The organism is Blastococcus litoris, assembly GCF_003075095.1.
In the GTDB taxonomy this organism is placed as follows: Bacteria; Actinomycetota; Actinomycetes; order Mycobacteriales; family Geodermatophilaceae; genus Blastococcus_B; species Blastococcus_B litoris.
This window is the reverse complement of the sequence record NZ_QCZF01000009.1, coordinates 135,977-161,970: the sequence shown is the minus strand read 5'-3', so window position 1 is coordinate 161,970 and position 25,994 is coordinate 135,977. Positions and strand designations below refer to the sequence as shown.

Sequence of the window (25,994 nt, the reverse complement as noted above, 5' to 3'; positions counted from 1 at the left end):
CTCAGTTGACGCGGCCGAGGTACCGGCCGTCGCGGGTGTCGACCTTCAGCTTCTCGCCGGTGGTGATGAACAGCGGGACCTGGATCTGCGCGCCGGTCTCGAGCGTCGCGGGCTTGGTGCCGCCGGTGGAGCGGTCGCCCTGCAGACCCGGGTCGGTGTGCTCGACGAGGAGCTCCATGGTCACCGGCAGCTCGACGTACAGCGGGGTGCCGTCGTGCACGGCGACGGTGACCTCGGTGTTCTCGAGGAGGTAGCTCGCCCCGTCGCCCACCGTCTCGGCCGAGACGTGGATCTGGTCGTAGGTGTCGCCGTCCATGAAGACGAAGTCGGCGCCGTCCTTGTACAGGTAGGTCATGCCGCGCTTGTCGACGTTCGCCGTCTCGACCTTGGTGCCGGCGTTGAAGGTCTTGTCGACGACCTTGCCCGAGAGCACGTTCTTGAGCGTCGTGCGCACGAACGCGCCGCCCTTGCCGGGCTTGACGTGCTGGAAGTCGGTCACCGTCCAGAGCTGGCCGTCCAGGTTGAGGACGATGCCGTTCTTCAGGTCGTTGGTGGTAGCCATCAGAGGACCAGCAGTTCCTTGCTCGTGAGTGTCAACAGTTCGGGCTCGTCGTCCGTGACTATCAAGGTGTCCTCGATCCGGACACCGCCGTGGCCGGGCAGGTAGACGCCCGGCTCCACGGTGACGGCCATGCCGGCGGCAAGCGTACCCGCGCCCAGCGGGCCGATGCCCGGCGCCTCGTGGATCTCCAGCCCCACCCCGTGTCCCAGTCCGTGGGAGAAGTGCTCGCCGTGGCCGGCCGCGACGATGACGTCCCGGGAGGCCGCGTCGACGGCGACGACGTCGGCGCCGACCGCCAGCGCCGCCCGCCCGGCCGCCTGCGACGCCGCCACCAGCTCGTAGATCTCGCGCTGCCAGTCGGCCGCGTGCCCGAGGACGACGGTGCGCGTCATGTCGGAGTGGTAGCCGTCGACGGTCGCGCCGAAGTCCAGCTTGAGGAAGTCCCCGTCGCGCAGCACCGTCGCGTCGGGCCGGTGGTGCGGGATCGCCGAGTTCGCCCCCGCCGCCACGATCGTCTCGAACGACACCGCCTCGGCTCCGAGCACCAGCATGCGGGCGTCGAGCTCCCGGCCGACCTCCAGTTCGGTGCGGCCGGGCCGGAGCGCCCCCTCGGCGGCCAGCTCGGCCAGCGCCTGGTCGGCGACGGCGCACGCACGGCGCAGCGACTCGATCTCGTCGTCGTCCTTGATGGCCCGCTGGGCCTCCACGGCCCGCCGCACGGAGGAGAGCTCGGGCACCGTGCCGCCGTCGACGGCGTCGGCGAGCACCTTCTCGAGCTGGGCCAGCCCGTCGACGGTGAGGTCGTGGGACTCGTAGCCGAGCCGCCCGGCGCCGCGGCGGACGGCCTCGCGGGCGACGCCCGCGACCGTGGCGCGGTCGACCAGCACCTCGACGTCGGGCACCTGCGCCGCTGCCTGCGTGGTGTAGCGGCCGTCCGTCCCGAACAGATCGGCGCCGACGGCGCGGACGAGCAGGACCCCGTTGGAGCCGGTGAAGCCGGTCAGGTAGCGGACGTTGAGCAGGTTGGTCACCAGGACGCCGTCCAGACCCCGCTCGGCCGCCGTCCGCCGGAGGGCCTCGCGCCGGTCGGCCGTCCTCGTCACTGCACGCCCTGCTGCGCCAGCCAGCCCAGCGCCAGGATGTAGCCGCTCACGCCGAGGCCCGCGATCACGCCGTCGGCCACGCCGGAGACGTAGGAGTGGTGCCGGAACTCCTCGCGGGCGTGGATGTTGGTGATGTGCACCTCGACCAGCGGGGCGTTCAGCCCGGCGAGAGCGTCGCGGAGCGCGACGGAGGTGTGCGACCAGCCGCCGGGGTTGATCAGCACCGGGTCGCCGGCGTCGGACGCCGCGTGGATCCAGCGCAGCATCTCGCCCTCGTCGTCGGTCTGGCGGACCCGCACCTCGACGCCCATCTCGCGGCCGGTCGACTCGACGAGCTCGACCAGCTCCGCGTAGGTGGTCGTCCCGTACTTCGCCGGCTCGCGGAGGCCGAGCCGGCCGAGATTCGGACCGTTGAGGACCTGGATGGTCATGCGGGGGCTCCTCCGGAGACTGCGGCCCAGGCGGCGTCGAGCCAGGCCTGGTCGGGATCGGTCAGGATCGTGGGATTGCCGAGGCCGTCGAGGACGACGAACCGCAGCGAGGCGCCGCGGGCCTTCTTGTCGACCCGCATCACCGGCTGGATCGTGGCCCAGTCGCCGGCGTACCGGGTGGGCAGGCCCATGCGGTCGACGAGCGTGCGGTGCCGGTCGACGTCCGCACGGTCGAGCAGACCGGCCTGGCCGGCGAGCTCGGCGGCGAACACCAGGCCGACGGCGACCGCCTCGCCGTGGCGCCAGCCGAAGTCCTCCACCCGCTCGATGGCGTGCCCCAGCGTGTGGCCGTAGTTGAGGAACTCGCGGCGCCCGGTGTCGTAGAGGTCCTCGCCCACCGCCTCGGCCTTCACCCGCACCGCCCGCTCGATCAGCTCGGCGGTGTCGCGGCGGCCGGTCGGGTCGCCGTCGAGCAGGTCGAGGATCGCGCCGTCGGCGATGAAGCCGCACTTGACCACCTCGGCCAGGCCCGAGCGGAACTCCGCCTCCGGCAGACCGGCGAGGACGTCGGTGTCGGCCAGCACCGCGACCGGGGGGTGGAAGGCCCCGACGAGGTTCTTCCCGGCCGCGGTGTTGATGCCGGTCTTGCCGCCCACCGCGGCGTCGACCATGCCGAGCAGGCTCGTGGGCACCTGCACGACGCGGACACCGCGGGTCCAGGTCGCGGCGACGAAACCGGCCAGGTCGGTCACCGCTCCCCCGCCGACGCCCACGACCGCATCGGAGCGGGTCATGCCCAGCCGGCCGAACTCCTCCCAGAGCCCGGCCGCGACCTCCGCCGTCTTGGCCGCCTCCCCGTCGGGGACGACGAGCGCCTCGGCGGACACGCCCGCGGTCTGCAGCGTCTCCACCGCGGCGCCGGCCAGCGCGGCCAGCGGCGGCGTGTGCACGACGGCGGCCTTCGCCGTCCCGGCCAGGACGACCCCCAGCTCCGCCTGCGCGCCCGGCCCGACGACCACGTCGTAGGGCCTGTCGCCGGGGACGGTGACCCGCCTCATCGCGCGTCCTGCCCGGCCCGCACCAGGGCCGCGACGTCGGCGATCACGTCGCCGGGTTCCCGGCCGCCGGTCGGCACCGTCGCTGTCGCCACCTCGGCGTAGAGAGGAGCGCGCTCCTCGAGCATCGTGCGCAGCATCGCGCGCGGGTTGACCGCCAGCAGCGGGCGGTCGCGGGAGAGCCCGACCCGCTTGGCGGCCGAGGAGACGTCGACGTCGAGCCACACGACCACGCCACCGCCGCGGCCGTGGGCCACCAGCAGCTCCCGGGTCGCGGCGCTGGTGACCGCTCCGCCGCCGAGGGCGAGGACGCCGTCGTGCTCGGCCAGCGCCCGACCCACCGCCTGCTCCTCCAGGGCCCGGAAGTGCGGCTCGCCCTGCTGCACGAACAGGTCGGCCACGCTCGCTCCCGCGACCGCCTCGACATCGGAGTCGGTGTCCCGGAAGGCCAGGTCGAGGAGCCCGGCCACCGCCGTACCGACCGTCGTCTTGCCCGACGCCGGCGGGCCGACGAGCACCAGCCGAGGGGTCATCGGATCGGGAGGGCGGCGAGGTAGGCCTGGGCGTTGCGCCGCGTCTCGGCCACCGAGTCGCCGCCGAACTTCTCCAGGACGGCGTCGGCGAGCACGAGCGCCACCATCGCCTCCATGACGACGCTGCCGCGGGGCACCGCGCAGGCGTCGCTGCGCTGGTTGATGGCGACCGCCGGCTCGCCGGTCGCGGTGTCGATCGTGGCCAGCGCCCGGGGCACGGTCGAGATCGGCTTCATCGCCGCCCGCACGCGCAGCACCTCGCCGTTGGTCATGCCGCCCTCGATGCCGCCGGCGCGGTCGGTGCGGCGCGTGACCTGGCCGTCGGTCAGATCGATCTCGTCGTGGGCCACCGAGCCGCGGCGGCGCGCTGTCTCCAGCCCGTCGCCGACCTCGACCGCCTTCACCGACTGCACGCCCATCAGCGCCCCGGCCAGCCGCGAGTCCAGCCGCCGGTCCCAGTGCACGTGGCTGCCCAGGCCCGGCGGGAGGCCGTGGACGACGACCTCGATGACCCCACCGAGGGTGTCGCCGTTCTTCCGGACGTCGTCGATCTCGGCCACCATGCGCTCGCTGGTCGCGGGGTCGGCGCAGCGGACCGGGTCCTCGTCGATGCGCGCGTTGTCCTGCGGCCCGGGCAGCACGCCGTCGGGCACGACGACGGGGCCGATGGCGACGACGTGGCTGACCACCTCGACGCCGAGCGCCTGGCGGAGGAAGGCCTGGGCGACCGCGCCGAGCGCCACGCGGGCCGCGGTCTCGCGCGCACTGGCCCGTTCCAGGACCGGCCGCGCGTCGTCGAACCCGTACTTCTGCATGCCGGCGAGGTCGGCGTGACCGGGCCGGGGGCGCGTCAGCGGCGCGTTGCGCGCCTGCCCCGCGAGCACCTCGGCGTCGACCGGGTCGGCGGACATGACCGTCGACCACTTCGGCCATTCGGTGTTGCCGACCTGGATGGCGATGGGACCGCCCTGCGTGCGGCCGTGCCGGACGCCGCCGGTGAGCGTGACCTCGTCCTGCTCGAAGGACATGCGGGCGCCGCGACCGTGGCCCAGCCGGCGGCGGGCCAGCTGCAGGTCGATGTCGGAGGTCTGCAGCTCGACGCCGGCCGGCAGCCCCTCGAGGATGCCGGTGAGCTGCTGACCGTGCGATTCACCTGCGGTCAGCCAGCGCAACATGGGCTCGATTCTGCCAGTCGGGGGGAACGACGCCGTCGCTCAGGTGAGGGAGACCGCGCCCAGCGAGAGCACCAGGACGGCGCCGGCCAGCAGCGGCGGGCCGAACGGGATGGCAGTCCGCCAGCCGGCCCGCCGGGTCGCCAGCAGCACCAGGGAGACCAGCGCCCCGGTCAGCAGCCCGAAGAAGATGCCGGTCATGAGCACGCCCCAGCCGAACCAGCCGAGCACCAGGCCCAGCAGCAGGAGCAGCTTGACGTCGCCGAACCCGAACCCGTCCGGGGACAGCACCGCGGCGACCACGCCCACCGCGAACGCGACCGCGGCGGCGGCGAGCGCCCGCACGAACGCGGCCCAGGTGCCCAGCACGGCGGCGTCCACCAGCAACGCCGCCGCGCAGACGGCGACGGCGGGATAGGTGACCCGGTCGGGCAGCCGGTGGCAGAGCAGGTCCACCGCCCCCAGGACGACGGCGGCTCCCGCGCCCCAGGCGAGCGCCGCGGTCGCCGGACGCAGCCCCAGGAGCTCGACGGCCCCGGCGAGCAGCCCCGCGAGCAGGGCGGTCATGACCCCGACGCGGGTGGCGGACGGGACGGCGGCGGGGTCGCGGCCGGCCAGGCGCACGGCGACCCGGGCCAACCACGGCCCGACGGCCACCGCCACCAGGAGGACGACGCCGAGCAGCACCGGCCGGGAGAGCTCCACCGGAGGTCAGCGGGAGGCGACGGCGGCGTCGAGCGCCGTGCGCATCGCCTCGATCGGCGCGGGCAGGCCGGTCATCAGCTCGACCTGCACCGTCGCCTGCCAGAAGAGCACGTCCAGCCCACCGGCGACCGTGCCGCCGAGGTCGGCGACCCGCTCGGCCACGACGGTCGGCCAGGGCGCGTACAGGACGTCGAGCAGCGTGTGGTCGCCGCGCCAGGGCAGCGCCAGGAGGGCGGGTTGCGCCTCGATCGGCACGGTGCTGACGACCAGCGGCGCGTCCAGCGCCGCCTCCCCGAGGGGCGTGACCGTGCGCGGCACGCCGAGGGTGTCCAGGACGGCGAGGACGTCGCCGGCCCGCGCCGGGTCGCGGACGACGACCTCGACGTGCTCGGCCCCCAGCGAGGCCAGCGCCACGGCCGCGGCGGCCGCGGTCCCGCCCCCGCCGATCACGACCGCCGTCCCGGCCTCCTCGACGCCGGCCAGCTGCAGCGCCATGCCGATGCCGGTGACGTCGGTGTTCTCCGCCCGCCAGCCCTCCGGCGTCCGGACCAGGGTGTTGGCCGCATGCAGCAGCCGCGGCAGCGGCTCCACGACGTCGGCGACGTCCACGGCCGCCTGCTTGCAGGGCATCGTGACCGAGAACCCGCGCCACTCCTCGTCCAGCCCGGCGAGGAGCACCGGCAGGTCCTCGGCCCCGATGTCGAGGGCGTCGTAGGTCCAGTCGGCGAGCCCGAGTGCCGCGTAGGCCGCCCGGTGCAGGGCCGGGGAGAGCGAATGGCCCACCGGACGCCCGAGGACCGCCGCTCTCATGCCTGCCCGCTCATCCCTCGGGGTTCTCCCGCAGCCACTGCCGGAACAGCTCCACGTTCGCGTCGTGCTCGGCCTTGGTGGCCGCGAACCGCGTGTCGCCGGTGTCCGGATCGACGACCACGAAGAAGCGCCAGTCGCCCGGGGTCGGGGCGAGCACCGCGCGCAGCGCGTCCTCGCCCGGGTTGTTGATGGCGCCCGGCGGCAGCCCGGGGTAGAGGTAGGTGTTGTACGGCGAGGGGTTGGCCCGGTCCTCCGGCGTGGTGGTGATGCCGCCCTTGCCGTTGGCGTAGTTGACCGTCGTGTCCAGCTGGAGGGCCATCCCGTCGGCGATCCGGTTCTCGAGCACCCGGGCGACCTTGCCCATGTCCTCGACCGAGCCGGCCTCGGCCTGCACCAGGCTGGCCTTGGTCACCACGGTGAGCCGGTCGGCCTCCGGGATGCCCAGGCCGGCGAGCACCTCGGTGCCCCGGGCGACCATCTGGCTCAGCAGGTCGGTAGCCGTGGTGTCGGGCTCGACGTCGTAGGTCGCCGGGAAGAGGAATCCCTCCAGCTGACCGTTGGCGTAGGCGGGCAGGCCCAGCGACGCCGTGTCGGCGGCGGCCGCCTGGAACTCCTCGATGGGACGCCCGGTCTCCTCGGCGATGCGGGCCAGCGTGCGCTCGACGGTCAGGCCCTCCGGCAGGGTCACGCGGGACAGCAGGCGCGCCGCGGGGTCGAGCAGCTGCTCCAGCGCCGCCCGGCCGCTCATCTGCAGCCGCATGGAGTACACGCCGGGCTGGATGCCCACCGAGGCGGCGTTCTCCTCGGCCGCGTCGACGAAGGGGCCGACGGAGGCGATGACGTCCGCGTCGACCAGCGTGCGGCCGATGTCGCTGAGCGTGTCACCGTCCTGCACGCGGATGGAGATGTCGCCGGAGCCCTGGCCGGTGTAGTCCTTGGCCATCGGGTTCACCAGCTCGATGAGCTTCTGGCCGCCCAGCACGATGCCGACCACCAGGCCGGCGAGCACGAGCAGCGACAGGACGATCGCGACCGGGTTGCGGCGGCGTCGTCCGCGGCCGGTCCGGCGGTCGTAGGGCTTGACCGGGATGACCTCGCCGGACTCCTCGTCGTGGACCAGCGAGTCCTCGTCCAGGTCGGCGGGGTCGACCCCGGCGGCCTCGTGCCGGCCGGACCGCCGGCCACGGCGCCCGCGGCGACCGCGGGGCTCCTCCTCGACGTGGGCACCGATGACCTCGAGGCCACCCGTGCGGTCCTCCCAGGACGAGTCGTCCAGGAGGTGCGCGTCGGTCGCCGCGTCGTCGTGCCGGTCGTCGTCCTCGTCGTCGGACGAGTGGGAACCGCCCACGGGGCCGGAAGTCTGCTCTCGATGCGCCGCCGTGTCGAGGGGCGATCCGGGGAGCAGAGGCTGGGCGACGGTCCGGTCGTCGTCGCCGTCGGCGTCCTGGCGGGCGTGCAGCTTGTCCCAGACGCCCGCGGGGCGCGGCGGGAGCGGGGCGGACGGGTGGGAGGACGGGAGGTCCGCGTCGTCGTCCCACCCGCCGCTGTGGCGGGCGCTCAGGGGGTGGTCGGGGTGGTCGCTGGAGCCGTAGGACCACCAGTCCGGCTCCACCAGCGGACCGGTCTGGTCGTCGTACCGGTCGAGGACGCGGGGAGCGGGGCGGGAGGTGTCCGCGGTGTCCCGGCCGACCGCCCCGAATCCGCCCGTGACGTACGGGGGGACCTCGTAGCGGGACGGCTCGTAGCGCGGGACGCCGAAGCCCAGGTCGCCGCGGGGCGGGAACGGGCCCTCGGGTGAGGAGTGCCGCCCGCCGACGTCGGTCACGTGCGGGGCCGCCGGCTGTCGAGGAACTGTTGCAGGATGACCACGGCTGCCGCCTGGTCGATCACCGCTCGCTGCTTGCGGCTGTCGATGCCGCCCTCGCGCAGGTGACTGGCTGCGGTCACGGTGGAGAGCCTTTCGTCGATCAGGATCACCGGCACATCCGGAATGCGGTCGGCTAGTTCCTGAGCGTAATCGGCGGCATCCTGGGCGGAGGCGCCCGACGCACCTGACAGGTGCACCGGCTCCCCCACGACCACCTCCGTCACCTCGTGTTCCACGACGAGGGCGGCGAGGCGGTCCAGATCGGACCTGTCCTTGGCCCGGCGGAGCGTCTCCAGCGGGCTGGCGAGGGTGCCGGTCGGGTCGGACAGGGCCAGCCCGACGCGCACCGTGCCGACGTCCACGCCGAGCACGCGCCCGGCCGCCTGCTGCGCCGCGGGGCGGCGCGGCGGCACCTTCAGGTGCTCGGGCCAGCCGCCGGACAGGTCGATCTCGCTGGTCTCGTTGGAGACCGGCGGGAAGCCCCGGCTGAGGTCGAGCTCGGTCGTCGGGTGGTACGCCGGCTGGGCGGGCGACGTGCGCGGGCGGGCCGGCGGGACGGCCGGGAGCTCGCGCCGCGGTCCGCCGACCGGGCCGGTGTCCTCGGGGTTGTACTCGGTGTCGGACACGTTGGTCACCTTCCCGTGGCGGTCGCGACCGCCTGCTCGCCGGCCTGCAGTGCCGCGGGGATACCCGCGGGATCGGTGCCGCCGCCCTGGGCGACGTCTGCCTTGCCCCCGCCGCGACCACCGACCGGTGCGGCGGCTGCCCGCAGCACGTCGCCGGCCGACAGCCCATGCTCGAGGGCCGCCGGGTTCAGCGCGGCCACCAGTGCCACCTTGCCACCGGACTCCGACGCCAGCAGGACCACCGCCGGCCGGTCGGCGAGTCGTCCCCGGACGTCGAGGGCCAGCGTGCGGAGGTCGCCCCCGCCCAGGCCGGCCGGCGACCCGGTGACGACGGCGACACCCCCGACGTCCTTCGCGGCCGCGGCCAGCTGCCCGGCGGCGGCGACCGACTGCTGGGCGCGCAGCTCGGCGAGCTCCTTGTCGGCGTCGCGCAGGCGCGTCAGCATCCCGGAGACCCGCTCGGTCAGCCCGTCGGTGGGGCTCTTGAGGAGGTCGGCGAGCTGCCGGACCAGGTCGCGCTCGCGGGCCAGGTAGCGGAAGCCCTCCAGCCCGACGACCGCCTCGACCCGGCGCGCACCCGAGCCCACCGAGGACTCCCCGGTGAGGGCGAGCGTGCCGATCTGCGCGCTGCCGCGCACGTGCGTGCCTCCGCAGAGCTCGCGCGACCACGGGCCACCGATCTCCACGACGCGCACCTGCTCGCCGTAGGTCTCCCCGAACAGCGCCAGCGCTCCGAAGGCCCGCGCCTCCGGCAGCGTCATGTACTGCGCGGTGACCTTGTGGTCGGCGCGGACCGCCGCGTTGGCGACGTCCTCGATGTCGGTGCGCTGCTGGTGGGTGAGCGCGCCCTGCCAGGCGAAGTCCAGCCGGAGGTAGCCGGGCCGGTTGTACGAGCCCGACTGCAGAGCCTGCGGGCCGAGCACCTGGCGCAACGCCGCGTGCACCACGTGGGTGCCGGAGTGCGCCTGGCAGGCGGAGAGCCGCCACTCGTAGTCGACCTCGGCGGTCAGCTCCGCGCCCGCGCGCAGCTCCCCCTCGAGCACCCGGACCTGGTGGGCGACCAGGCCCTTGACCGGCCGCTGCACGTCGATCACCTCGGCGCGGCCGCCGTCCCAGGTCAGCACGCCGGCGTCGGCGATCTGACCACCTGACTCGGCGTAGAACGGCGTCCGGTCGAGGACGACCCGGACGATGTCGCCGGGAGCGGCCACCTCCGGGCCCTCCTCGTCCCGGACGACCGCGAGCACGTGGGAGTCGGTGCGGAGGGTGTCGTAGGCCTGCCAGTCGGTGGGGCCGTGCTCGGCGAGCAGCTGGCGGTAGGCGAGGACGTCGACCGAGCCGGTGCGCTTGGCGCGGGCGTCGGCACGGGCGCGGTCCCGCTGCTGCTTCATCAGCGCGCGGAAGCCCTCCTCGTCGACGGTCACGCCCTGCTCGGCGGCCATCTCGAGGGTGACGTCGATCGGGAACCCGTAAGTGTCGTGCAGGGAGAACGCCTGGTCCCCGGACAGCGCCGGCGTGCCCGCCGCCTTCGCCTGCTTCACCGCCGTGTCGAACAGCGTCGTGCCGGCCGACAGGGTGCGGCGGAACGCCTCCTCCTCGGCGTAGGCGACGGCGGAGATCCGGTCGAAGTCGGTCGCCAGCTCCGGGTAGCTGGCGCTCATCGCGTCGCGGGAGACCGGCAGCAGCTCGGGCAGCGTGGACTCGTCGACGCCCAGGAGCTTCATCGAGCGGACGGCGCGGCGCAGCAGCCGGCGGAGGATGTAGCCGCCGCCCTCGTTGCCGGGGGTGACGCCGTCACCGATGAGCATCAGGCCGCTGCGCACGTGGTCGGCGACCACGCGCAGCCGGACGTCGTCTGCGTGCCCGTCCCGCCCACCCCGCCCGTAGGTGACGCCGGCGAGCTCGGCGGCCCGGCGCAGCACCGGGGCGACCTCGTCGATCTCGTACATGTTGTCGACGCCCTGGAGCAGGTAGGCCACGCGCTCGAGGCCCATGCCGGTGTCGATGTTCTTCTTCGGCAGCTCGCCGAGGACCCGGAAGTCCTCCTTGCTCTTCACCTCGTCGAGCTCGTACTGCATGAAGACGAGGTTCCAGATCTCCAGGAACCGGTCCCCCGCGGTGTCGACCGCCGGGCCGCCGTCGGGGCCGAACTCGGCACCGCGGTCGACGTAGATCTCGGAGCAGGGACCGCCGGGGCCGGGCGCACCGGTGTGCCAGTAGTTGTCCTTCTTGCCCAGGCGCTGGATGCGGTCCTTGGGCAGGCCGGCGATGCGGTGCCAGGCGTCGGCGCCCTCGTCGTCGTCCAGGTAGACCGTCGCCCAGATCCTGTCGGGGTCGAAACCCAGTCCGCCGTCCTCGACCGACCCGGTGATCAGCTCCCAGGCGTACTGGATCGCCCCCTCCTTGAAGTAGTCACCGAAGGAGAAGTTGCCGTTCATCTGGAAGAACGTGCCGTGCCGGGTGGTCTTGCCCACCTCCTCGATGTCGAGGGTGCGGACGCACTTCTGGACGCTGGTGGCGCGCGGGAAGGGCGCGGGCTCCCGGCCGGTGAGGTACGGGATGAACGGCACCATGCCGGCCACCGTGAACAGCAGCGACGGGTCCGGGGAGACCAGCGAGGCACTGGGGACGACGGTGTGCCCGCGCTCGGCGAAGTGCTCGAGGAAGCGGCGGCGGATCTCGGCGGTCTGCATCAGGCCCTACTCGGTTCTGGGGATCCGGCTGGGGCCGGAACGGGGTTCAGCTGTCGGCTGCGTGGGCGCCGCGGCGCAGCGCGGCGGCGTCACCGGCGGGCAGCGGCGCGTCGAGGCCGGTGCCGGCGCGCAGCTCCTGCTCGCGCTCGGCCATCGCGGCCCGGACGTCGGCACCGAAGTCGCCGATGGCGTCGGCGAGCTCGCGCAGGCCCTCGGCGATCGACCCGCCGATACCGGCCGGCGTCATCTTCTCGGCGGCGCGGCTGAGCTTGCGGACGACGAGGGCGCCGATGGTGATGCCCATCGCCAGCCAGAAGAGCCGGCGCATCAGGCGGCCCGCCGGGCGGCGCGGCGCTCGCGGCGCGCGGCCTTGTCGCGCGCGGCGGCGTCGGCGACCGCCTGGCCCTCGCGCTTCTTCTTCGTCGCGCTGCGCACGCCGTAGCTGAACGCCGCGACCTTGATCAGCGGGCTGCCCAGGGTGGCGGCGACGACGCTGGTCAGCGCGGCCACGTTGCTGGAGACGTTCGCGGCGTTGCCGGTGATGTCGTCCACCCGCTCGAGGTTGCTGTTGACGTGGGTGACCGTCGTGCTCGCCTGGGTCAGGATGGGGGCGCTCTGCTCCCGGACCTGCCGGATGGTCAGCGTGGTCTCGTCGAGCGTGCGGCCGAGCTTGAGCAGCGGGACGGCGACCAGCACCACCAGCAGCACCAGGGCGCCGGCTGCGATCAGCCCGGCGATCTCTCCTACGGACACGCGCACTCCTGTTTCTCGGTCTGTGGTCGGTCCCGGCTCGTGGAACGGCTCCGGCCCGGCGTGGTCACAGTAGTCGCGCCGTCCCCGACCCCCGGACCTGTATCGGCAGCCTCGTCAGCGCGTGCGCCGGACGATGGCCCGCAGCTTGGCCAGCCGCTCGGCGAGCCGCCCCTCGACGCCGCGGCTGGTCGGCCGGTAGTAGTCCTTGCCGACCAGCGCGTCGGGCGGGTACTGCTGCGGCACGACGCCGTCGGGGTGGGCGTGCGGGTAGACGTAGGTCTGCGCGTGGCCCAGCTTCTTGGCCCCGGCGTAGTGGCCGTCGCGCAGGCCCGGGGGCACGGGCCCGGCCAGCCCCTTGCGCACGTCGGCCACTGACTCCCCCATCGCGACCGTCACCGCGTTGGACTTGGGCGCGGTGGCCAGGTGGACGACCGCCTGCGCGAGCGGGAAGTGGCCTTCGGGCATGCCGATGAAGGCGACCGCGTCAGCGGCGGCGACAGCGGTGAGCAGGGCGGTCGGGTCGGCCATGCCGATGTCCTCGCTGGCGGAGATGACCAGCCTGCGGGCGATGAACCGGGGGTCCTCCCCCGCCTCGACCATCCGCGCCAGGTAGTGCATGGCGGCGTCGACGTCGCTGCCGCGGATGCTCTTGATCAGCGCACTGGCGACGTCGTAGTGCTGGTCGCCCTGCCGGTCGTAGCGCACGGCGGCCTGGGCCACCGCGGTCTCGAGGGTGGCGAGGTCGATCTCGGTGGCGCCGACGGCCTGCGCCGCGCCCGCGCCCGACTCGAGCGCGGTGAGCGCCTTGCGCCCGTCGCCGCCGGCGATGCGGACGAGGTGCTCCTCCGCCTCCGCGCTGAGCGTGACGGCCCCGTCGAGCCCGCGATCGCTGGTGAGCGCGCGGTGCAGCAGCGTGCGCACGTCGTCGTCGGACAGCGGCTGCAGCGCCAGCACGAGGCTGCGGCTGAGCAGCGGGCTGACGACGGAGAAGAACGGGTTCTCGGTCGTCGCCGCGATCAGGCTGACGATCCGGTCCTCCACCGCGGACAGCAGCGAGTCCTGCTGGGTCTTGGAGAAGCGGTGGACCTCGTCGATGAAGAGCACGGTGCGGCGGCCGGAGAAGGTCAGTTCGCGCTTGGCGCTGGAGATGACCGCCCGCACCTCCTTGACCCCGGAGTCCAGCGCGGAGAGCTGCACGAACTGGCGCTTGGTGGCCAGGGAGATGACGTGCGCGAGCGTCGTCTTCCCGGTGCCCGGGGGGCCGTAGAGCACCAGCGACATCGGCTCGTCGGACTCGACCAGCCGGCGCAGCGGGGCGCGCGGACCCAGCAGGTGCTGCTGGCCGACCACCTCGTCGAGCGACCGCGGGCGCATGCGCACCGCGAGCGGCGCCCCCGGGTCGACGGCCGCGGGCCCGTCGTCCGCGGGCTGGTCGAACAGGCTGCTCACGGTTCCCGACGCTACCCGCGGGGCACGACAGGCCTGTGCAGAAGCGACGCATCGGAGACGTGACAGTCAGCGCCATCGGCCTGGGCGCCATGCCGCTGTCCACCAAGTCGGCCCGGCCCTCGCGGGAGGAGGCGGTCGGGGTCGTCCACGCCGCGCTCGACGCCGGCGTGACGCTCATCGACACCGCCGACGCCTACTCCCTGGACGAGGCGGAGTTCGGGCACAACGAGGAACTGGTCGCCGAGGCGCTGCGCTCCTACGGTCCCGGCGCAGCCGACGTGCTGGTCGCCACGAAGGGCGGGCACACCCGCGAGGGCACCGAGTGGGGGCTGGACGGCTCGCCGGACTACCTCCGCCGCGCGTGCGAGGCCTCGCTGCGCCGCCTCGGGGTCGACGCCATCGGCCTGTACCAGTACCACCGCCCCGATCCGGGGACCCCGTGGGAGGACTCGATGGGGGCGCTCCGCGCGCTGGCCGACGACGGGCTGGTGCGGATGGTGGGGATCTCGAACGCCGACATCGCGCAGATCGACGTCGCGCGCTCGGTCATCGGCGGCGCGTTCGTGAGCGTGCAGAACCAGTTCTCGCCCGGGTGGCGGTTCTCGGCCGACGAGCTGGCGCACTGCGCGGCGCACGGCCTCGCCTTCATCCCGTGGAGCCCGTTCGGCGGGGTGTCGGCCGCCGGTTCCCTGGACGCGACGGCGCCCGCGTTCGCCGAGGTGGCCGAGGAGCTCGGCGTCTCGGTCTACCAGGTGACGCTCGCGTGGCACCTCGCGCAGGCCGACGTCGTCATCCCGATCCCGGGGGCCTCGCGCCGCGCGTCGATCGAGGACTCCGCGGCCGCCGCCGGGCTCAGGCTGAGCGAGGACCAGCTCCGCCGGCTGGACGCCTGACGCCGCGCCACCGCGCCAGCCCGACCGACACGGCTGCCGCGACGACGACGGCAGCGACCCACGGGAGCGGGTCGCGCAGGGCCGCGACGACGGCGTCCCCCGGGACCCGCCAGAGCGGCGGGGTCCCCAGCGGGCCGACCAGCGCCTCGACGAGGAGGTAGTGCACCGCGAGCGGAACGGGGAAGACCAGCCACGAGAGGACGACGACCGGCGGCCACCAGGCCACCCGCGACAGCGGGCGCGCCCCGACCACGACCAGGGCGGCGACCAGCACGAGTGCACCCGCCCAGGTGGTCCACGTCGTGCTGAAGCCGTCCAGGAGCGAGGCCGGGTCGGTCACGGCCAGCGAGAGCCCCACGAGCCACGACGGCAGCGCCCCGGCGAGGGCCCCGAGGGCGGCGCCCGAGCCGAGCCGGCCGAGCACGACGCACGAGCCGAGCAGCCAGCCGAGCAGCGACGACACGACGACGCTGACCCCGATCGCGACGCCCTCGCGGCTGCCGGGGGGCCACACCCCACCGGCTCCCGGGACCACGGCGGTGTACAGCAGGACCACGGCGAGCCCGAGGACCACACCGCCCAGCGTGGCGCCGGCGACCAGCGCAGGTCGGTGCCCTCTCGCGACCCGGCCGAGCAGGCCGGCCAGGATGCCGCCCAGGAGGCTGTTCGCCACCTGCAGCCCCAGGACGGAGATCAGGGGCAGCGCGACGACGTCCGGCCGGGGCACCGGCGATCCGGAGGGGCTGCGCGCCAGGTCCGCGAGGGAGTCGGACGCCATCAGGAGCAGGCCGCTGAGGGACCCGGCCAGCCACCAGGTCACCGCGGCCAGCGGGACGAGCGCGACGAGCAGCGCCGCGCGTGCCGGCGGACGGGACGCCGACTGCGGGGCGGGAGCGTCGATCACGGGGTAGTTCTAGCGGTCGAGCACCTCCGCCAGGGCCCCCAGCACCAGCGTCACCTTGTCGGGTGTCGCGTTCGATCCCATCAGCCCGATCCGCCACACGGTCGCGGCGTAGGCGCCGACCCCGCCGCCGATCTCGAGGTCGTAGCGCTCCAGCAGCTCCTTGCGGACGGCGGCCGAGTCCACGCCGTCGGGCACCTTCACCGTCGTCAGCTCGGGCAGGCGGTGGCCCTCGGCGGCGAACAGCTCCAGCCCCAGCTCCTGCAGTCCTGCGTGCAGCAGCCGGCCGGCCTCCTCGTGCCGGGCGTGGACGGCGTCCAGCCCCTCGTCGAGGATCCGGCCGAGCCCCGCGTGCAGCGAGACGACCATTCCGGTGGGCGCGGTGTGGTGGTAGGTCCGGCCCGAGCCCGCGGCCTCCCCCGCGTAGCCGCCGAGCAGGCCCAGGTCGAGGTACCAGCTCTGCGGCTTCTCGATCCGCCGTTCCCACGCCCGGTCGCCGATCGTGAACGGCGCCAGCCCCGGGGCCACGCCCAGGCACTTCTGCGAGCCCGAGTAGGCGAGGTCGACACCCCAGTCGTCCAGGCGCACCGGGATACCGCCCAGCGAGGTGACGCAGTCGGCCAGCAGCAGCGCGTCCCCCTTGCCGGCGGCCAGCGGCTCGAGATCCGACCGCACGCCGGTCGAGGTCTCGGCGTGCACGGCGGCGATCAGCTTGGGAGCGTGGTGTGCGGCCAGCACGCGCTCGGCGTCGACCGGCTGCCCCCACTCGTGCTCGACGGCGACGACCTCGGCACCGCAGCGCGAGGCGACCTCCACCATCCGCTGGCCGAAGAGCCCGTTGACGGCGACCACGACGACGTCGCCGGGGCCGACGGTGTTGACGAAGGCCGCCTCCATGCCCGCCGAGCCGGTGGCCGACAGCGGCAGCGTGCGCCGGTTCGCCGTCCCGAAGACCTGGCGCAGCCGCTCGGACGTCTCGTCGAGGACGCCGAGGAAGACGGGGTCGAGGTGACCCAGCAGCGGCTGGGCCAGCGCGACCTGCGCCTCCGGGTAGGGGTTCGACGGGCCGGGTCCGAGCAGGGTGCGGGCGCGCAGCGGCATGTCCAGCAAACTACCGGCGTGACCGCCGACCAGCCGGGCGACCTGGACCGCCCCGCCGCCGCAGCGATGTGGCGCGAGTACGCCGCCACCCTGCCTCGCCCGCCGCTCGAGGAGTACACCGTGGAGCGGTTCGGCGACGGCATCGCGCTCGCCGACGAGCTGCTCGGCCTCGTGCTGGCGGGCACGAAGCGGGCCACCGCCGGGCTGGTGGCCGACTTCGCCGCCGACGGCGAGCCGCTCCCCCGCATCGGCGGCCACTGGATCGCCTGCGACGGGGCCGGCGTCCCGCGCTGCGTCCTGCGGTCGACCGAGCTGCGCCTGGGCCGGCTGTCGAGCGTCGACGACGCCTTCGCCTGGGACGAGGGCGAGGGCGACCGCACCCGCGCGAGCTGGCTCGAGGGGCACGAGCGCTACTTCCGGCGGACGCAGGCGGCCCGCGGCGAGGAGTGGTCCGACGACCTGGAGGTCGTCTTCGAGCGCTTCGGCGTGGTGTGGCCGCCCGACGTCGCCGACTGAGCCGAGCGGATCTGTCGTACCCCCGTGCGACCGTCCCCGGCATGACGACCCCAGGAGCCGACGCGTTCGACTTCGTCTTCGGCCGGTGGCACGTGCACAACCGCAAGCTGCGCGACAACACCGACCCCGCCTGCAACGAGTGGGTCGAGTTCGACGCGACCAGCGAGGCGTTCCCGGTGCTGCACGGCCTCGGCCACCTCGACCGGATCACCGTGCCCGACCCGCCGGACGGGGCGCCCTTCGAGGGCATGACGCTGCGGCTGTTCGACCCGGCCACGGCCACCTGGTCGATCCACTGGAGCTCGACCCGGGCTCCCGGGCGGCTCGACCCGCCCGTGGTCGGCCGGTTCGCCGACGGGCTCGGGACCTTCGAGGGCGAGGACGTGCTGGCCGGCCGGCCGGTGCGGGTGCGCTTCGAGTGGCGCGTCGGCACCGACCGGCCCAGCTGGCACCAGTCGTTCTCCTGGGACGGCGGGGCGACCTGGCGGGAGAACTGGACGATGACCCTCAGCCGCGAGGGGTGAGCGTCAGTGCGCCGGGTTCGTGGGCCCGGGGGCTCCGGGCTCGCCCGGCAGCGCCGGCTCCTCCGGCTTGGCGTCGATGCCGGCCTCCTTGCGCTGCGCCTCCGTGATGGGGGTGGGCGCACCGGTCAGCGGGTCGTAGCCCGCGCCGGTCTTCGGGAACGCGATGACCTCGCGGATCGACTCGACGCCCGAGAGCAGCGCCGAGAGCCGGTCCCACCCGAGCGCAGCACCGGCGTGCGGCGGCGGGCCGTACGCGAACGCCTCCAGGAAGAACCCGAACCGCTCGTGGGCCTCCTCGCGCGACATGCCGAGCGTCTCGAACACCCGCTCCTGCAGCCCGGCGTCGTGGATACGCACCGACCCGCTCATCACCTCGTTGCCGTTGATCACCATGTCGTAGGCGTCGGACAGCGCCGCGCCCTTGTCCTCGGCGAAGCGCTCCCGCCACTCGGGCGTGGGCGAGGTGAAGGGATGGTGCATGAAGGTCCAGGAGCCGTCCTCGGTCTCCTCGAACATCGGGAAGTCGACGACGAACAGGAACGACCAGCTGCCGGGCTCGATGAGCTCCAGGCGCTTGGCGATCTCGTTGCGGGCGGCGCCCAGCAGCTCCTGCGAGGAGCGCCGCTGACCGGCGGCGAAGAAGACGCAGTCACCGGGCTTCGCGCCGACGGCCTCGACCAGCCCCGCCCGCTCGGCGTCGGAGATGTTCTTGGCGACCGGCCCGCCCAGCTCGCCGTCCTCCCCGATGGTCACGTACGCCAGGCCGCGGGCCCCGCGCGACTTCGCCCAGTCCTGCCACGCGTCGAACGCCCGCCGCGGCTGCGAGCCACCACCGGGCATGACGACCGCCCCGACGTAGGGCGCCTGGAACACCCGGAACGGCGTGTCGGCGAAGTAGGAGGTGAGTTCGGTCAGCTCGACACCGAAGCGCAGGTCAGGCTTGTCCGACCCGAAGCGGTCCATCGCCTCGCGGTAGGTCATCCGCGGGATCTCCGGGACGTCGTAGGAGGCCAGGTCCCGCCACAGCGCCCGCACCACGTCCTCGGCGATGGCCAGGACGTCGTCGCGGTCGACGAAGCTCATCTCGAAGTCCAGCTGGGTGAACTCCGGCTGCCGGTCGGCGCGGAAGTCCTCGTCCCGGAAGCAGCGGGCGATCTGGTAGTAGCGCTCCAGGCCGCCGATCATCAGCAGCTGCTTGAACAGCTGCGGCGACTGCGGCAAGGCGTACCACTTGCCCGGCTGGAGCCGGACCGGGACGACGAAGTCGCGGGCGCCCTCGGGAGTCGAGCGGGTGAGGTTCGGCGTCTCGACCTCGGCGAACCCGTGCCGGTGCATCACCTCGCGGGCAATCCGGCTGATCTCCGAGCGGATCCGGAGAGCCCGGGCCGGGCCCTGCCGCCGCAGGTCGAGGTAGCGGTAGGTGTAGCGGACGTCGTCCGAGGCGGCCTGGTCGGTCTCGATCGGGAACGGCAGCGGGGCCGACGCCGACAGCACCTCCAGCGAAGTGGTGGCGACCTCGACCTCGCCGGTGGGCAGCTCGGGGTTCTCGTTGCCCTCTGGGCGGCGCCGCACCTCGCCGGTGACGAGCACGCAGTACTCGTTGCGCAGGTGGTGGGCCTCCTCCTCGCGCACGACCACCTGGACGTAGCCGGAGGCGTCGCGCAGGTCGAGGAAGACCACGCCGCCGTGGTCGCGGCGGCGGGCGACCCAGCCGGCGAGGGTGACGGTGGTGCCGGCGTCGGACGCGCGCAGCGTTCCGGCGTCGTGGGTGCGAAGCAACTCAGGTGCCCTTTCGGAGGGAGGGGTTACCAGCGGTCGTGCACGTGGGCGCGGATGCGCTCGTCGTACACCCGCTCGAGGTCGGAGAGCTGGGACTCGGACAGCGGGGCGAGCGAGGCGGCGGCGACGTTCCCGCGCACCTGGGTCACGTTGCGGGCGCCGGGGATGACGGTGGTGACGCCCGGCTGGTCGATGACCCAGCGCAGCGCGAAGGCGGCGGTGGGGACGGTGTCGCCGGCGATCTCGGCGACCTCGCGGGCGGCGGCCACGCCGACCTCGAACGGCACCCCGGAGAAGGTCTCGCCCACGTCGAAGGCCTCGCCGTTCCGGTTGAAGTTCCGGTGGTCGTCGGCCGGGAACTCGGTCGACTCGTCGTACTTGCCGGTCAGCAGCCCGCTGGCCAGCGGAACGCGGGCCAGGATGCCCACGCCCGCCGAGCGCGCGGCCGGCAGCAGCTCCTCGAGCGGCTTGCGCCGGAACGCGTTGAGGATCACCTGGATGGTGGCAACGCCCGGGTGCTCGAGTGCGGTCAGACCCTCGGCGACGGTCTCCACCGAGACGCCGTACGCGGCGATGGCACCGTCCTCGACGAACGAGTCGAGCGCGTCGTACACCCGCTGGTCGGAGTAGACGGCGGTCGGCGGGCAGTGCAGCTGCACGAGGTCGAGGGTGTCGACGCCGAGGTTGCGGCGGGACCTGTCGATCCACGCCCGCAGGTTCTCCGGCGTGTACTGCTCCGCGGTGAACGGGTCGGCGCGGCGGCCGGCCTTGGTCGCGACGAAGGGCCGGTCGGAACGGGCGGCCAGCGACCGGCGGATGCGCTCCTCCGACCGGCCGTCCCCGTAGACGTCAGCGGTGTCGAGCAGCGTGACGCCGGCGTCGAGGGCGGCGTCGAGGACCTCGGCCGCGGCGTCGTCGTCGACGTCGCCCCAGTCACCACCGAGCTGCCACGTGCCCAGCCCGATCACGCTGACGTCCGCCCCGGTCCGCCCCAGCGGCCGCTGTTCCATCGAAGAAGTCACTCCCCCACGCTTTCACGAAGCCGGTCGAACAGCTCACCGACGGGAACGGCCCGCTGCTCCCCGCTGCGCATGTCCTTGAGCTGGCCCACGCCCGCGGCGAGGTCGCGGTCCCCCACGACGACGACGTGCGAGGCGCCGGACCGGTCGGCGGCCTTCATCGCGCCCTTGAGCCCGCGGTCGCCGTAGACGGTGTCGGCGGCGATGCCGGACTGCCGCAGCTGCCCGACCAGCCGGACGGCGAGCCGCTTGGCCTCGGCCCCGAGCGGGACGACGAACGCCTGCACGCCTGCGGTGTCCCCGATGTCGAGCCCCTCCGCCTGGACGGCGAGCAGGGTGCGGTCGACGCCGACGGCGTAGCCGATGCCGGAGACGTCCGGTCCGCCGAGCGCGGCCGACAGGCCGTCGTAGCGCCCACCGCCACCGATCGCCGACTGCGCCCCGAGCCCGTGGTGCACGAACTCGAACGTCGTCTTCGTGTAGTAGTCGAGCCCCCGCACCAGCCGCGGCGCCTCGGTCCAGGTCACCCCGAGGTCGGTCAGGTGCTGGCGGACGGCGTCGTAGTGCGCCTTCGTCGAGTCCGACAGGTGGTCGACCATCAGCGGCGCCTCGTCGAGCTGCGCCTGCACCTCGGGCCGCTTGTCGTCGAGCACCCGCAACGGGTTGATCGCCGCGCGGCGGCGGGTCTCCTCGTCGAGGTCCAGCTTCGCCAGGTACTCGACCAGCAGCTCGCGGTACTGCGGGCGGCAGGTGCTGTCGCCCAGCGAGGTGAGCAGCAGCTCGAAGTCCCGCAGTCCGAGGTCGCGGAAACCCTGGACCCCCAGCGCCACCACCTCGGCGTCCAGGGCCGGGTCGTCGATGCCGAGCGCCTCCATGTCCACCTGGGTGAAGTGGCGGTAGCGGCCGGCCTGCGGGCGCTCGTACCGGAACGCCGACCCGACGGTCCACAGCTTCACCGGCAGCGCGCCGTCGTGCAGCCGGTGCTCGATGAAGGCCCGCATGAGCCCCGCGGTGAGCTCCGGCCGGAGGGTGAGCGAGCGGCCGCCGCGGTCGGCGAAGGTGTACATCTCCTTGGTCACCACGTCGGTGGACTCCCCCACCCCGCGGGAGAAGACGGCGGTCTCCTCGAACACCGGCGTCTCGACGTAGCCGTACCCGGCCCGGCGCAGCGGCGCGGTCAGCGTCTCCCGGACGGCGAGGAACCGCGCCGACTCCGGGGGCAGGGTGTCGAAGGTGCCCTTCGGGGCGGTCAGTCCGCTCACAGCCCGCGGCCCTTCGGTGCGGCCCCGGCGCCGGCAGCGGCCTCGGCGAGGTACGGGTTCGTCGCCCGCTCCCGGCCGATCGTCGTGGCCGGCCCGTGACCGGGCAGCACGACGGTCTCGTCGTCGAGGGGCAGGACGACGTCGCGCAGGGAGCGCAGCATCGCGTCCCACGACCCACCGGGCAGGTCGACCCGGCCGACAGAACCGGCGAACAGGACGTCGCCGGCGAGCAGGCCGGGAGCCTCCCCCAGGTCGACGGAGAACACCACCGAGCCCTGCGTGTGACCGGGTGCGTGCCGGACCGTGAGCTCGACCCCGGCCAGCGACAGGACGGCGCCGTCGTCGAGCGGCCGCACCTCCGACGGGTCGGGCAGCCGGACGCCGGTGATCAGCGGGGCCAGCGCGGGGCCGTGCCAGCGCGCCGGGTCGGCGAGCATGCCGTTGTCGGCCGGGTGCAGGTAGGCCGGGATGTCGTAGCCGTCGCAGACCGGCAGCACGGAGAACGTGTGGTCGAGGTGACCGTGGGTCAGGACGACGGCGACGGGCTTGAGGCCGTCGTCGGCGAGCATCCGGGCGAGGGGCTCGACGGCGTCCATGCCGGGGTCGACGACGACGCACTCCTGCCCGGGCCCGGGGGCGACGGCATAGCAGTTGGTGCCGAACGCGCCGGCGGGGAAGGAGCGGATGAGCACCCGTGCAGGTTACGCGGGAGACGATCGCGCCCCGGGCGCCGCCAGGGAACGCCCAGCTTCGCCCCCTAGACTCGCCGCCGAGCAGCAGGCGTTGGGTCCACGGGGGCCGCGTCCGCCCAGCACCAGCACCCGCCCGAGGAGTACCGCACCGTGCCCACGAACAAGCAGCGGCGCCAGGCCGCCCAGCGCCACCTGCAGCGCCAGCTCGAGCGCCGCGCCGAGCAGGCCAAGAAGCGCCGCCGGAACCTGGGCATCCTGGCCAGCGTGATCGCGGTGGTCGTGGTGGTCGGCGCCGCCCTGCTGATCACCGGCGTCTTCGACGGCGACGACACCCAGGCCGCGGGCGACCCCACCCCGTCGGCGGACCTGCCGACCAGCGCCGCCGCCCCGTCGACGAACGCCGACGGCACCGTGAGCTGCACCTACGCGACCGACACGTCGGGCAACACCAACCTGACGGATGTCGGCACGCCGCCCGACCCGGAGGCGACCCCGGCCACCGGCACCACGACCCTGCTGATGAGCACCGACCAGGGCGACCTGACGCTGACCCTCGACAAGGCCAAGGCCCCCTGCGCCGCCGCCAGCTTCACCTATCTGGCGCAGCAGTCGTTCTTCGACGGCAGCACCTGCCACCGGCTCGTCGTCCAGCCGAGCTTCGGCGTGCTGCAGTGCGGTGACCCGACGGGCACCGGCTCGGGCGGCCCGAGCTACAAGTACGCCGAGGAGGTCACCCCGGAGACCACCTACCCGCGCGGGACGATCGCCATGGCGAAGACCATGGCGCCGGGCACGACGGGCAGCCAGTTCTTCCTCTGCTTCGCCGACACCACGCTCCCGCCGGAGTACACGGTCGTCGGCACCGTCGACGAGGCCGGCCTCGCGGTCCTCGACACCGTCGCGGCCGGCGGGATCAAGGACGTCGGCGCCGAGGGCGACGGCGCCCCCGCCACCCCGGTGACCATCTCCACCCTGTCCGTCGTCGCGTAGCGCGACGAGCGGGGACGGCCCCGCTGCAGGGCCCACGCCGAGCGTGGGGGCAGCGGGGTCCTCGCTCAGGCGGTGACGCGCTCCACGTCGAAGACGCCGTCGACGTTCCGGACCGTCTGCAGCACGGCACCCAGGTGCGCCGGGTCGGCCAGCTCGAAGGTGAAGCGGCTGATCGCGACACGGTCCCGGCTGGTCTGCACGGAGGCCGAGAGGATGTTGACCCGCTCGTCGGCCAGGGCCTTGGTGACGTCGGAGAGCAGGCGGTGCCGGTCGAGGGCCTCCACCTGGATGGCGACCAGGAAGACCGAGCCGGGCTGGGAGGCCCATTCGACCTCGACCAGCCGCTCGGGCTTGCGCTGCAGGTCCGCGGCGTTCGTGCAGTCGGTGCGGTGCACGCTGACGCCCCCGCCGCGCGTCACGAAGCCGAGGATGTCGTCCCCCGGGACCGGGGTGCAGCACTTGGCCAGCTTCGCCCAGACGTCGCTCATCCCGTGGACGACGACGCCCGGGTCGCCGCTCGCGCTCCGGCGCGGCACGCGCCGGGTCGGGATGGCGGTCTCGGCAATGTCCTCGACCGCGCCCTCGCTGCCGCCCAGGGCGGTGATGAGCTTCTCCACCACCGAGGCCGCGGAGATCTGGTTCTCCCCCACCGCCGCGTACAGCGCCGTGACGTCGGCGTAGCGCAGGTCCTTCGCCAGCGTCGACAGCGCCTCGCCGCCGAGCAGCCGCTGCAGGGGCAGACCCGCCTTGCGCATCGCGCGGGTGAGCGCCTCCTTGCCGGCCTCGACGGCGTCCTCGCGGCGCTCCTTGGTGAACCACTGCCGGATCTTCGTGCGCGCCCGGGAGGAGCCGACGAACGACAGCCAGTCCTGCGACGGGCCGGCGTTCGGCGACTTGGAGGTGAAGACCTCGACGACGTCACCGTTGGAGAGCTTGCTGTCCAGGGAGACCAGCGAGCCGTTCACCCGGGCGCCGATCGTGCGGTAGCCGACCTCCGTGTGCACCGCGAAGGCGAAGTCGACCGGCGTCGACTCGCCGGGCAGGCTGATCACGTCGCCCTTGGGCGTGAAGACGAAGACCTCCTGCGGGCCGAGGTCGTAGCGCAGCGTCTCGAGGAACTCGCCGGGCTCCTGCGCCTCCCGCTGCCAGTCCAGGAGCTGCCGGAGCCAGAGCATGTCGTCGGGCGAGCCGACCTTGGGCGGCGCGCCGAACTCGCCGGCGCTCGGCTTGCCGCCGGCCCGCGCGCTCTCCTTGTACTTCCAGTGCGCGGCGATGCCGTAGTCGGCGGTGCGGTGCATGTCGTGCGTGCGGATCTGCAGCTCGACGGGCTTGCCGTGCGGGCCGATCACCGTCGTGTGCAGCGACTGGTACATGTTGAACTTCGGCATCGCGACGAAGTCCTTGAAGCGCCCGGGCAGCGGCTGCCAGTGCGCGTGCATGATGCCCAGCGCGGCGTAGCAGTCGCGCACCGAGTCGACCAGGATCCGGATGCCCACCAGGTCCCAGATGTCGGTGAAGTCGCGGCCGCGGACGATCATCTTCTGGTAGATCGAGTAGTAGTGCTTGGGCCGGCCGGTGACGACCGCCTCGATCTTCGCGGCCTTGAGCTGCTCCTGGACCTGCGAGGTGACCTCGGCCAGGTAGGTGTCCCGCGACGGCGCGCGCTCGGCGACCAGGCGCACGATCTCGTCGTAGCGCTTGGGGTAGAGGGTCGCGAACGCGAGGTCCTCGAGCTCCCACTTGATCGTGTTCATGCCCAGCCGGTGCGCCAGCGGGGCCAGGATCTCCAGCGTCTCGCGCGCCTTCTTCTCCTGCTTCTCCGGCGGGAGGAAGCGCAGCGTGCGCATGTTGTGCAGCCGGTCTGCCAGCTTGATGACCAGCACGCGGGGGTCGCGGGCCATCGCCACGATCATCTTGCGGATCGTCTCGGCCTGGGCGGCGTCGCCCAGCTTCACCTTGTCGATCTTGGTGACGCCGTCGACGAGGTGGGTGACCTCGGAGCCGAAGTCCGCGGTGATCGACTCCAGGGTGACCCCGGTGTCCTCTACGGTGTCGTGCAGCAGCGCGGCCACCAGCGTCGTGGTGTCCATGCCCAGGCCGGCGAGAATGGTGGCGACGGCCAGCGGGTGGGTGATGTAGGGGTCGCCGCTCTTGCGCTTCTGGCTGGCGTGCGCCGCCTCGGCGACGTCGTAGGCCCGCTGCAGCAGCGCCAGGTCCGCCTTCGGGTGGCTCTGCCGGTGCAGCGCGGCCAGCGGCTCGAGCACCGGGCGCACGACGGGCGTGCGCGGGCTGGCCATGATGCGGCGGGTCAGCCGGTCGCGGACGCGGCGGCGGGGGGCGCCGTCGGGATCGCCGGGCTCGGAGCCCACGTCGTCGGGACGGCGGACGGCGGGCCGGTCGGGCAGCGGCGCGCGCTCCGGCGCACCGGCAGCCGAAGCCCCGGCGGCCGGAGCTCCGGTGGCCTCGGCGGTGGGCTCACCCGGCCGTGCGGGAGCCGCGTCTGCGGCTACGTCCGAGGCCACGGCTACTCCTGCCCTGCTGACGAGGGATGACCCTCC

The 25,994-nt window shown here is 73.8% G+C and carries 25 protein-coding genes; 4 read left to right on the top strand and 21 right to left on the bottom strand.

The window, feature by feature from the left end:
* Position 1: 1 nt before the first annotated feature.
* From efp to DCS98_RS18575, 14 genes are all read right to left on the bottom strand, one after another.
* Positions 2-562 carry an elongation factor P gene (efp, locus tag DCS98_RS18640; RefSeq protein ID WP_116452883.1) on the bottom strand — a complete coding sequence of 187 codons (561 nt, stop codon included), beginning with the start codon at positions 560-562 and terminating at the stop codon, positions 2-4.
* Entirely contained in the window at positions 562-1,665 is a 1,104-nt protein-coding gene (locus tag DCS98_RS18635; protein WP_116452882.1) for a M24 family metallopeptidase, read from the bottom strand. The genes efp and DCS98_RS18635 overlap by 1 nt, the downstream gene beginning before the upstream one ends.
* On the bottom strand, positions 1,662-2,096 hold the full coding sequence (gene aroQ / locus DCS98_RS18630) for a type II 3-dehydroquinate dehydratase (RefSeq protein ID WP_116452881.1): 435 nt from the start codon (positions 2,094-2,096) through the stop codon (positions 1,662-1,664). The genes DCS98_RS18635 and aroQ overlap by 4 nt, the downstream gene beginning before the upstream one ends.
* Positions 2,093-3,154 carry a 3-dehydroquinate synthase gene (gene aroB, locus DCS98_RS18625; protein ID WP_116452880.1) on the bottom strand — a complete coding sequence of 354 codons (1,062 nt, stop codon included), beginning with the start codon at positions 3,152-3,154 and terminating at the stop codon, positions 2,093-2,095. Before aroB ends, aroQ begins: the two co-directional genes overlap by 4 nt.
* On the bottom strand, positions 3,151-3,684 hold the full coding sequence (locus DCS98_RS18620) for a shikimate kinase (protein ID WP_116452879.1): 534 nt from the start codon (positions 3,682-3,684) through the stop codon (positions 3,151-3,153). The genes aroB and DCS98_RS18620 overlap by 4 nt, the downstream gene beginning before the upstream one ends.
* Positions 3,681-4,859 (bottom strand): chorismate synthase, encoded by a 1,179-nt coding sequence (gene aroC, locus DCS98_RS18615; protein WP_116452878.1) that lies wholly within the window; start codon positions 4,857-4,859, stop codon positions 3,681-3,683. The genes DCS98_RS18620 and aroC overlap by 4 nt, the downstream gene beginning before the upstream one ends.
* Positions 4,860-4,898: 39 nt before the next feature.
* On the bottom strand, positions 4,899-5,561 hold the full coding sequence (locus tag DCS98_RS18610; protein WP_116452877.1) for a prepilin peptidase: 663 nt from the start codon (positions 5,559-5,561) through the stop codon (positions 4,899-4,901).
* A gap of 6 nt (positions 5,562-5,567) precedes the next feature.
* Positions 5,568-6,371, bottom strand: a complete 804-nt coding sequence (locus DCS98_RS18605; RefSeq protein WP_116452876.1) for a shikimate dehydrogenase — start codon at positions 6,369-6,371, stop codon at positions 5,568-5,570.
* 10 nt (positions 6,372-6,381) lie between these two features.
* Positions 6,382-8,196, bottom strand: a complete 1,815-nt coding sequence (gene mltG, locus DCS98_RS18600) for an endolytic transglycosylase MltG (RefSeq protein ID WP_241038339.1) — start codon at positions 8,194-8,196, stop codon at positions 6,382-6,384.
* A complete protein-coding gene (gene ruvX / locus DCS98_RS18595) occupies positions 8,193-8,864 on the bottom strand; it encodes a Holliday junction resolvase RuvX (protein WP_116452925.1) in 672 nt (223 codons plus the stop codon). The genes mltG and ruvX overlap by 4 nt, the downstream gene beginning before the upstream one ends.
* A 5-nt stretch (positions 8,865-8,869) precedes the next feature.
* Positions 8,870-11,557: an alanine--tRNA ligase gene (gene alaS, locus DCS98_RS18590; RefSeq protein ID WP_116452875.1), complete on the bottom strand. Its 2,688-nt coding sequence runs from the start codon at positions 11,555-11,557 to the stop codon at positions 8,870-8,872.
* 46 nt (positions 11,558-11,603) lie between these two features.
* Positions 11,604-11,885 carry a hypothetical protein gene (locus DCS98_RS18585; RefSeq protein WP_116452874.1) on the bottom strand — a complete coding sequence of 94 codons (282 nt, stop codon included), beginning with the start codon at positions 11,883-11,885 and terminating at the stop codon, positions 11,604-11,606.
* Positions 11,885-12,310 (bottom strand): DUF948 domain-containing protein, encoded by a 426-nt coding sequence (locus DCS98_RS18580; protein ID WP_116452873.1) that lies wholly within the window; start codon positions 12,308-12,310, stop codon positions 11,885-11,887. Before DCS98_RS18580 ends, DCS98_RS18585 begins: the two co-directional genes overlap by 1 nt.
* 114 nt (positions 12,311-12,424) lie before the next feature.
* Entirely contained in the window at positions 12,425-13,759 is a 1,335-nt protein-coding gene (locus tag DCS98_RS18575; protein WP_116452872.1) for a replication-associated recombination protein A, read from the bottom strand.
* Between the two features lie 59 nt (positions 13,760-13,818).
* Here DCS98_RS18575 and DCS98_RS18570 point away from each other — a divergent pair, with 59 nt between their 5' ends.
* Positions 13,819-14,652: an aldo/keto reductase gene (locus tag DCS98_RS18570; RefSeq protein ID WP_241038329.1), complete on the top strand. Its 834-nt coding sequence runs from the start codon at positions 13,819-13,821 to the stop codon at positions 14,650-14,652.
* Here DCS98_RS18570 and DCS98_RS18565 read toward each other — a convergent pair.
* Positions 14,612-15,556: a hypothetical protein gene (locus DCS98_RS18565; RefSeq protein ID WP_116452870.1), complete on the bottom strand. Its 945-nt coding sequence runs from the start codon at positions 15,554-15,556 to the stop codon at positions 14,612-14,614. The genes DCS98_RS18570 and DCS98_RS18565 overlap by 41 nt on opposite strands.
* Positions 15,557-15,565: 9 nt before the next feature.
* On the bottom strand, positions 15,566-16,654 hold the full coding sequence (locus DCS98_RS18560) for a pyridoxal-phosphate-dependent aminotransferase family protein (RefSeq protein WP_116452869.1): 1,089 nt from the start codon (positions 16,652-16,654) through the stop codon (positions 15,566-15,568).
* 18 nt (positions 16,655-16,672) lie between these two features.
* Between DCS98_RS18560 and DCS98_RS18555 the strand changes: the two genes are divergently transcribed.
* A complete protein-coding gene (locus DCS98_RS18555) occupies positions 16,673-17,170 on the top strand; it encodes an ASCH domain-containing protein (protein ID WP_206340335.1) in 498 nt (165 codons plus the stop codon).
* Between the two features lie 41 nt (positions 17,171-17,211).
* Positions 17,212-17,694 (top strand): hypothetical protein, encoded by a 483-nt coding sequence (locus tag DCS98_RS18550; protein WP_116452868.1) that lies wholly within the window; start codon positions 17,212-17,214, stop codon positions 17,692-17,694.
* A 3-nt stretch (positions 17,695-17,697) separates the two neighbouring features.
* Here the strand turns inward: DCS98_RS18550 and aspS are convergent, their stop codons facing one another.
* Genes aspS through DCS98_RS18530 form a run of 4 tightly spaced genes read right to left on the bottom strand, consistent with a single transcriptional unit; the run spans position 17,698 to position 22,446 of the window.
* Positions 17,698-19,473 carry an aspartate--tRNA ligase gene (gene aspS / locus DCS98_RS18545; RefSeq protein WP_116452867.1) on the bottom strand — a complete coding sequence of 592 codons (1,776 nt, stop codon included), beginning with the start codon at positions 19,471-19,473 and terminating at the stop codon, positions 17,698-17,700.
* A gap of 26 nt (positions 19,474-19,499) precedes the next feature.
* Positions 19,500-20,483 carry an aldo/keto reductase gene (locus DCS98_RS18540; RefSeq protein WP_116452866.1) on the bottom strand — a complete coding sequence of 328 codons (984 nt, stop codon included), beginning with the start codon at positions 20,481-20,483 and terminating at the stop codon, positions 19,500-19,502.
* Positions 20,484-20,491: 8 nt separating this feature from the next.
* Complete coding sequence (hisS, locus tag DCS98_RS18535) at positions 20,492-21,754, bottom strand: histidine--tRNA ligase (RefSeq protein WP_116452865.1); 1,263 nt, start codon at positions 21,752-21,754, stop codon at positions 20,492-20,494.
* The gene (locus DCS98_RS18530; RefSeq protein WP_116452864.1) at positions 21,751-22,446 is read right to left on the bottom strand and encodes an MBL fold metallo-hydrolase; all 696 of its coding nucleotides are present in this window, start codon (positions 22,444-22,446) and stop codon (positions 21,751-21,753) included. The genes hisS and DCS98_RS18530 overlap by 4 nt, the downstream gene beginning before the upstream one ends.
* A 150-nt stretch (positions 22,447-22,596) precedes the next feature.
* Here DCS98_RS18530 and DCS98_RS18525 point away from each other — a divergent pair, with 150 nt between their 5' ends.
* Positions 22,597-23,436 carry a peptidylprolyl isomerase gene (locus DCS98_RS18525; RefSeq protein WP_116452863.1) on the top strand — a complete coding sequence of 280 codons (840 nt, stop codon included), beginning with the start codon at positions 22,597-22,599 and terminating at the stop codon, positions 23,434-23,436.
* 65 nt (positions 23,437-23,501) lie between these two features.
* On the opposite strand, the gene DCS98_RS18520 is transcribed toward DCS98_RS18525, so the two are convergent.
* A complete protein-coding gene (locus tag DCS98_RS18520) occupies positions 23,502-25,958 on the bottom strand; it encodes a RelA/SpoT family protein (RefSeq protein WP_116452862.1) in 2,457 nt (818 codons plus the stop codon).
* Positions 25,959-25,994: the final 36 nt, after the last annotated feature.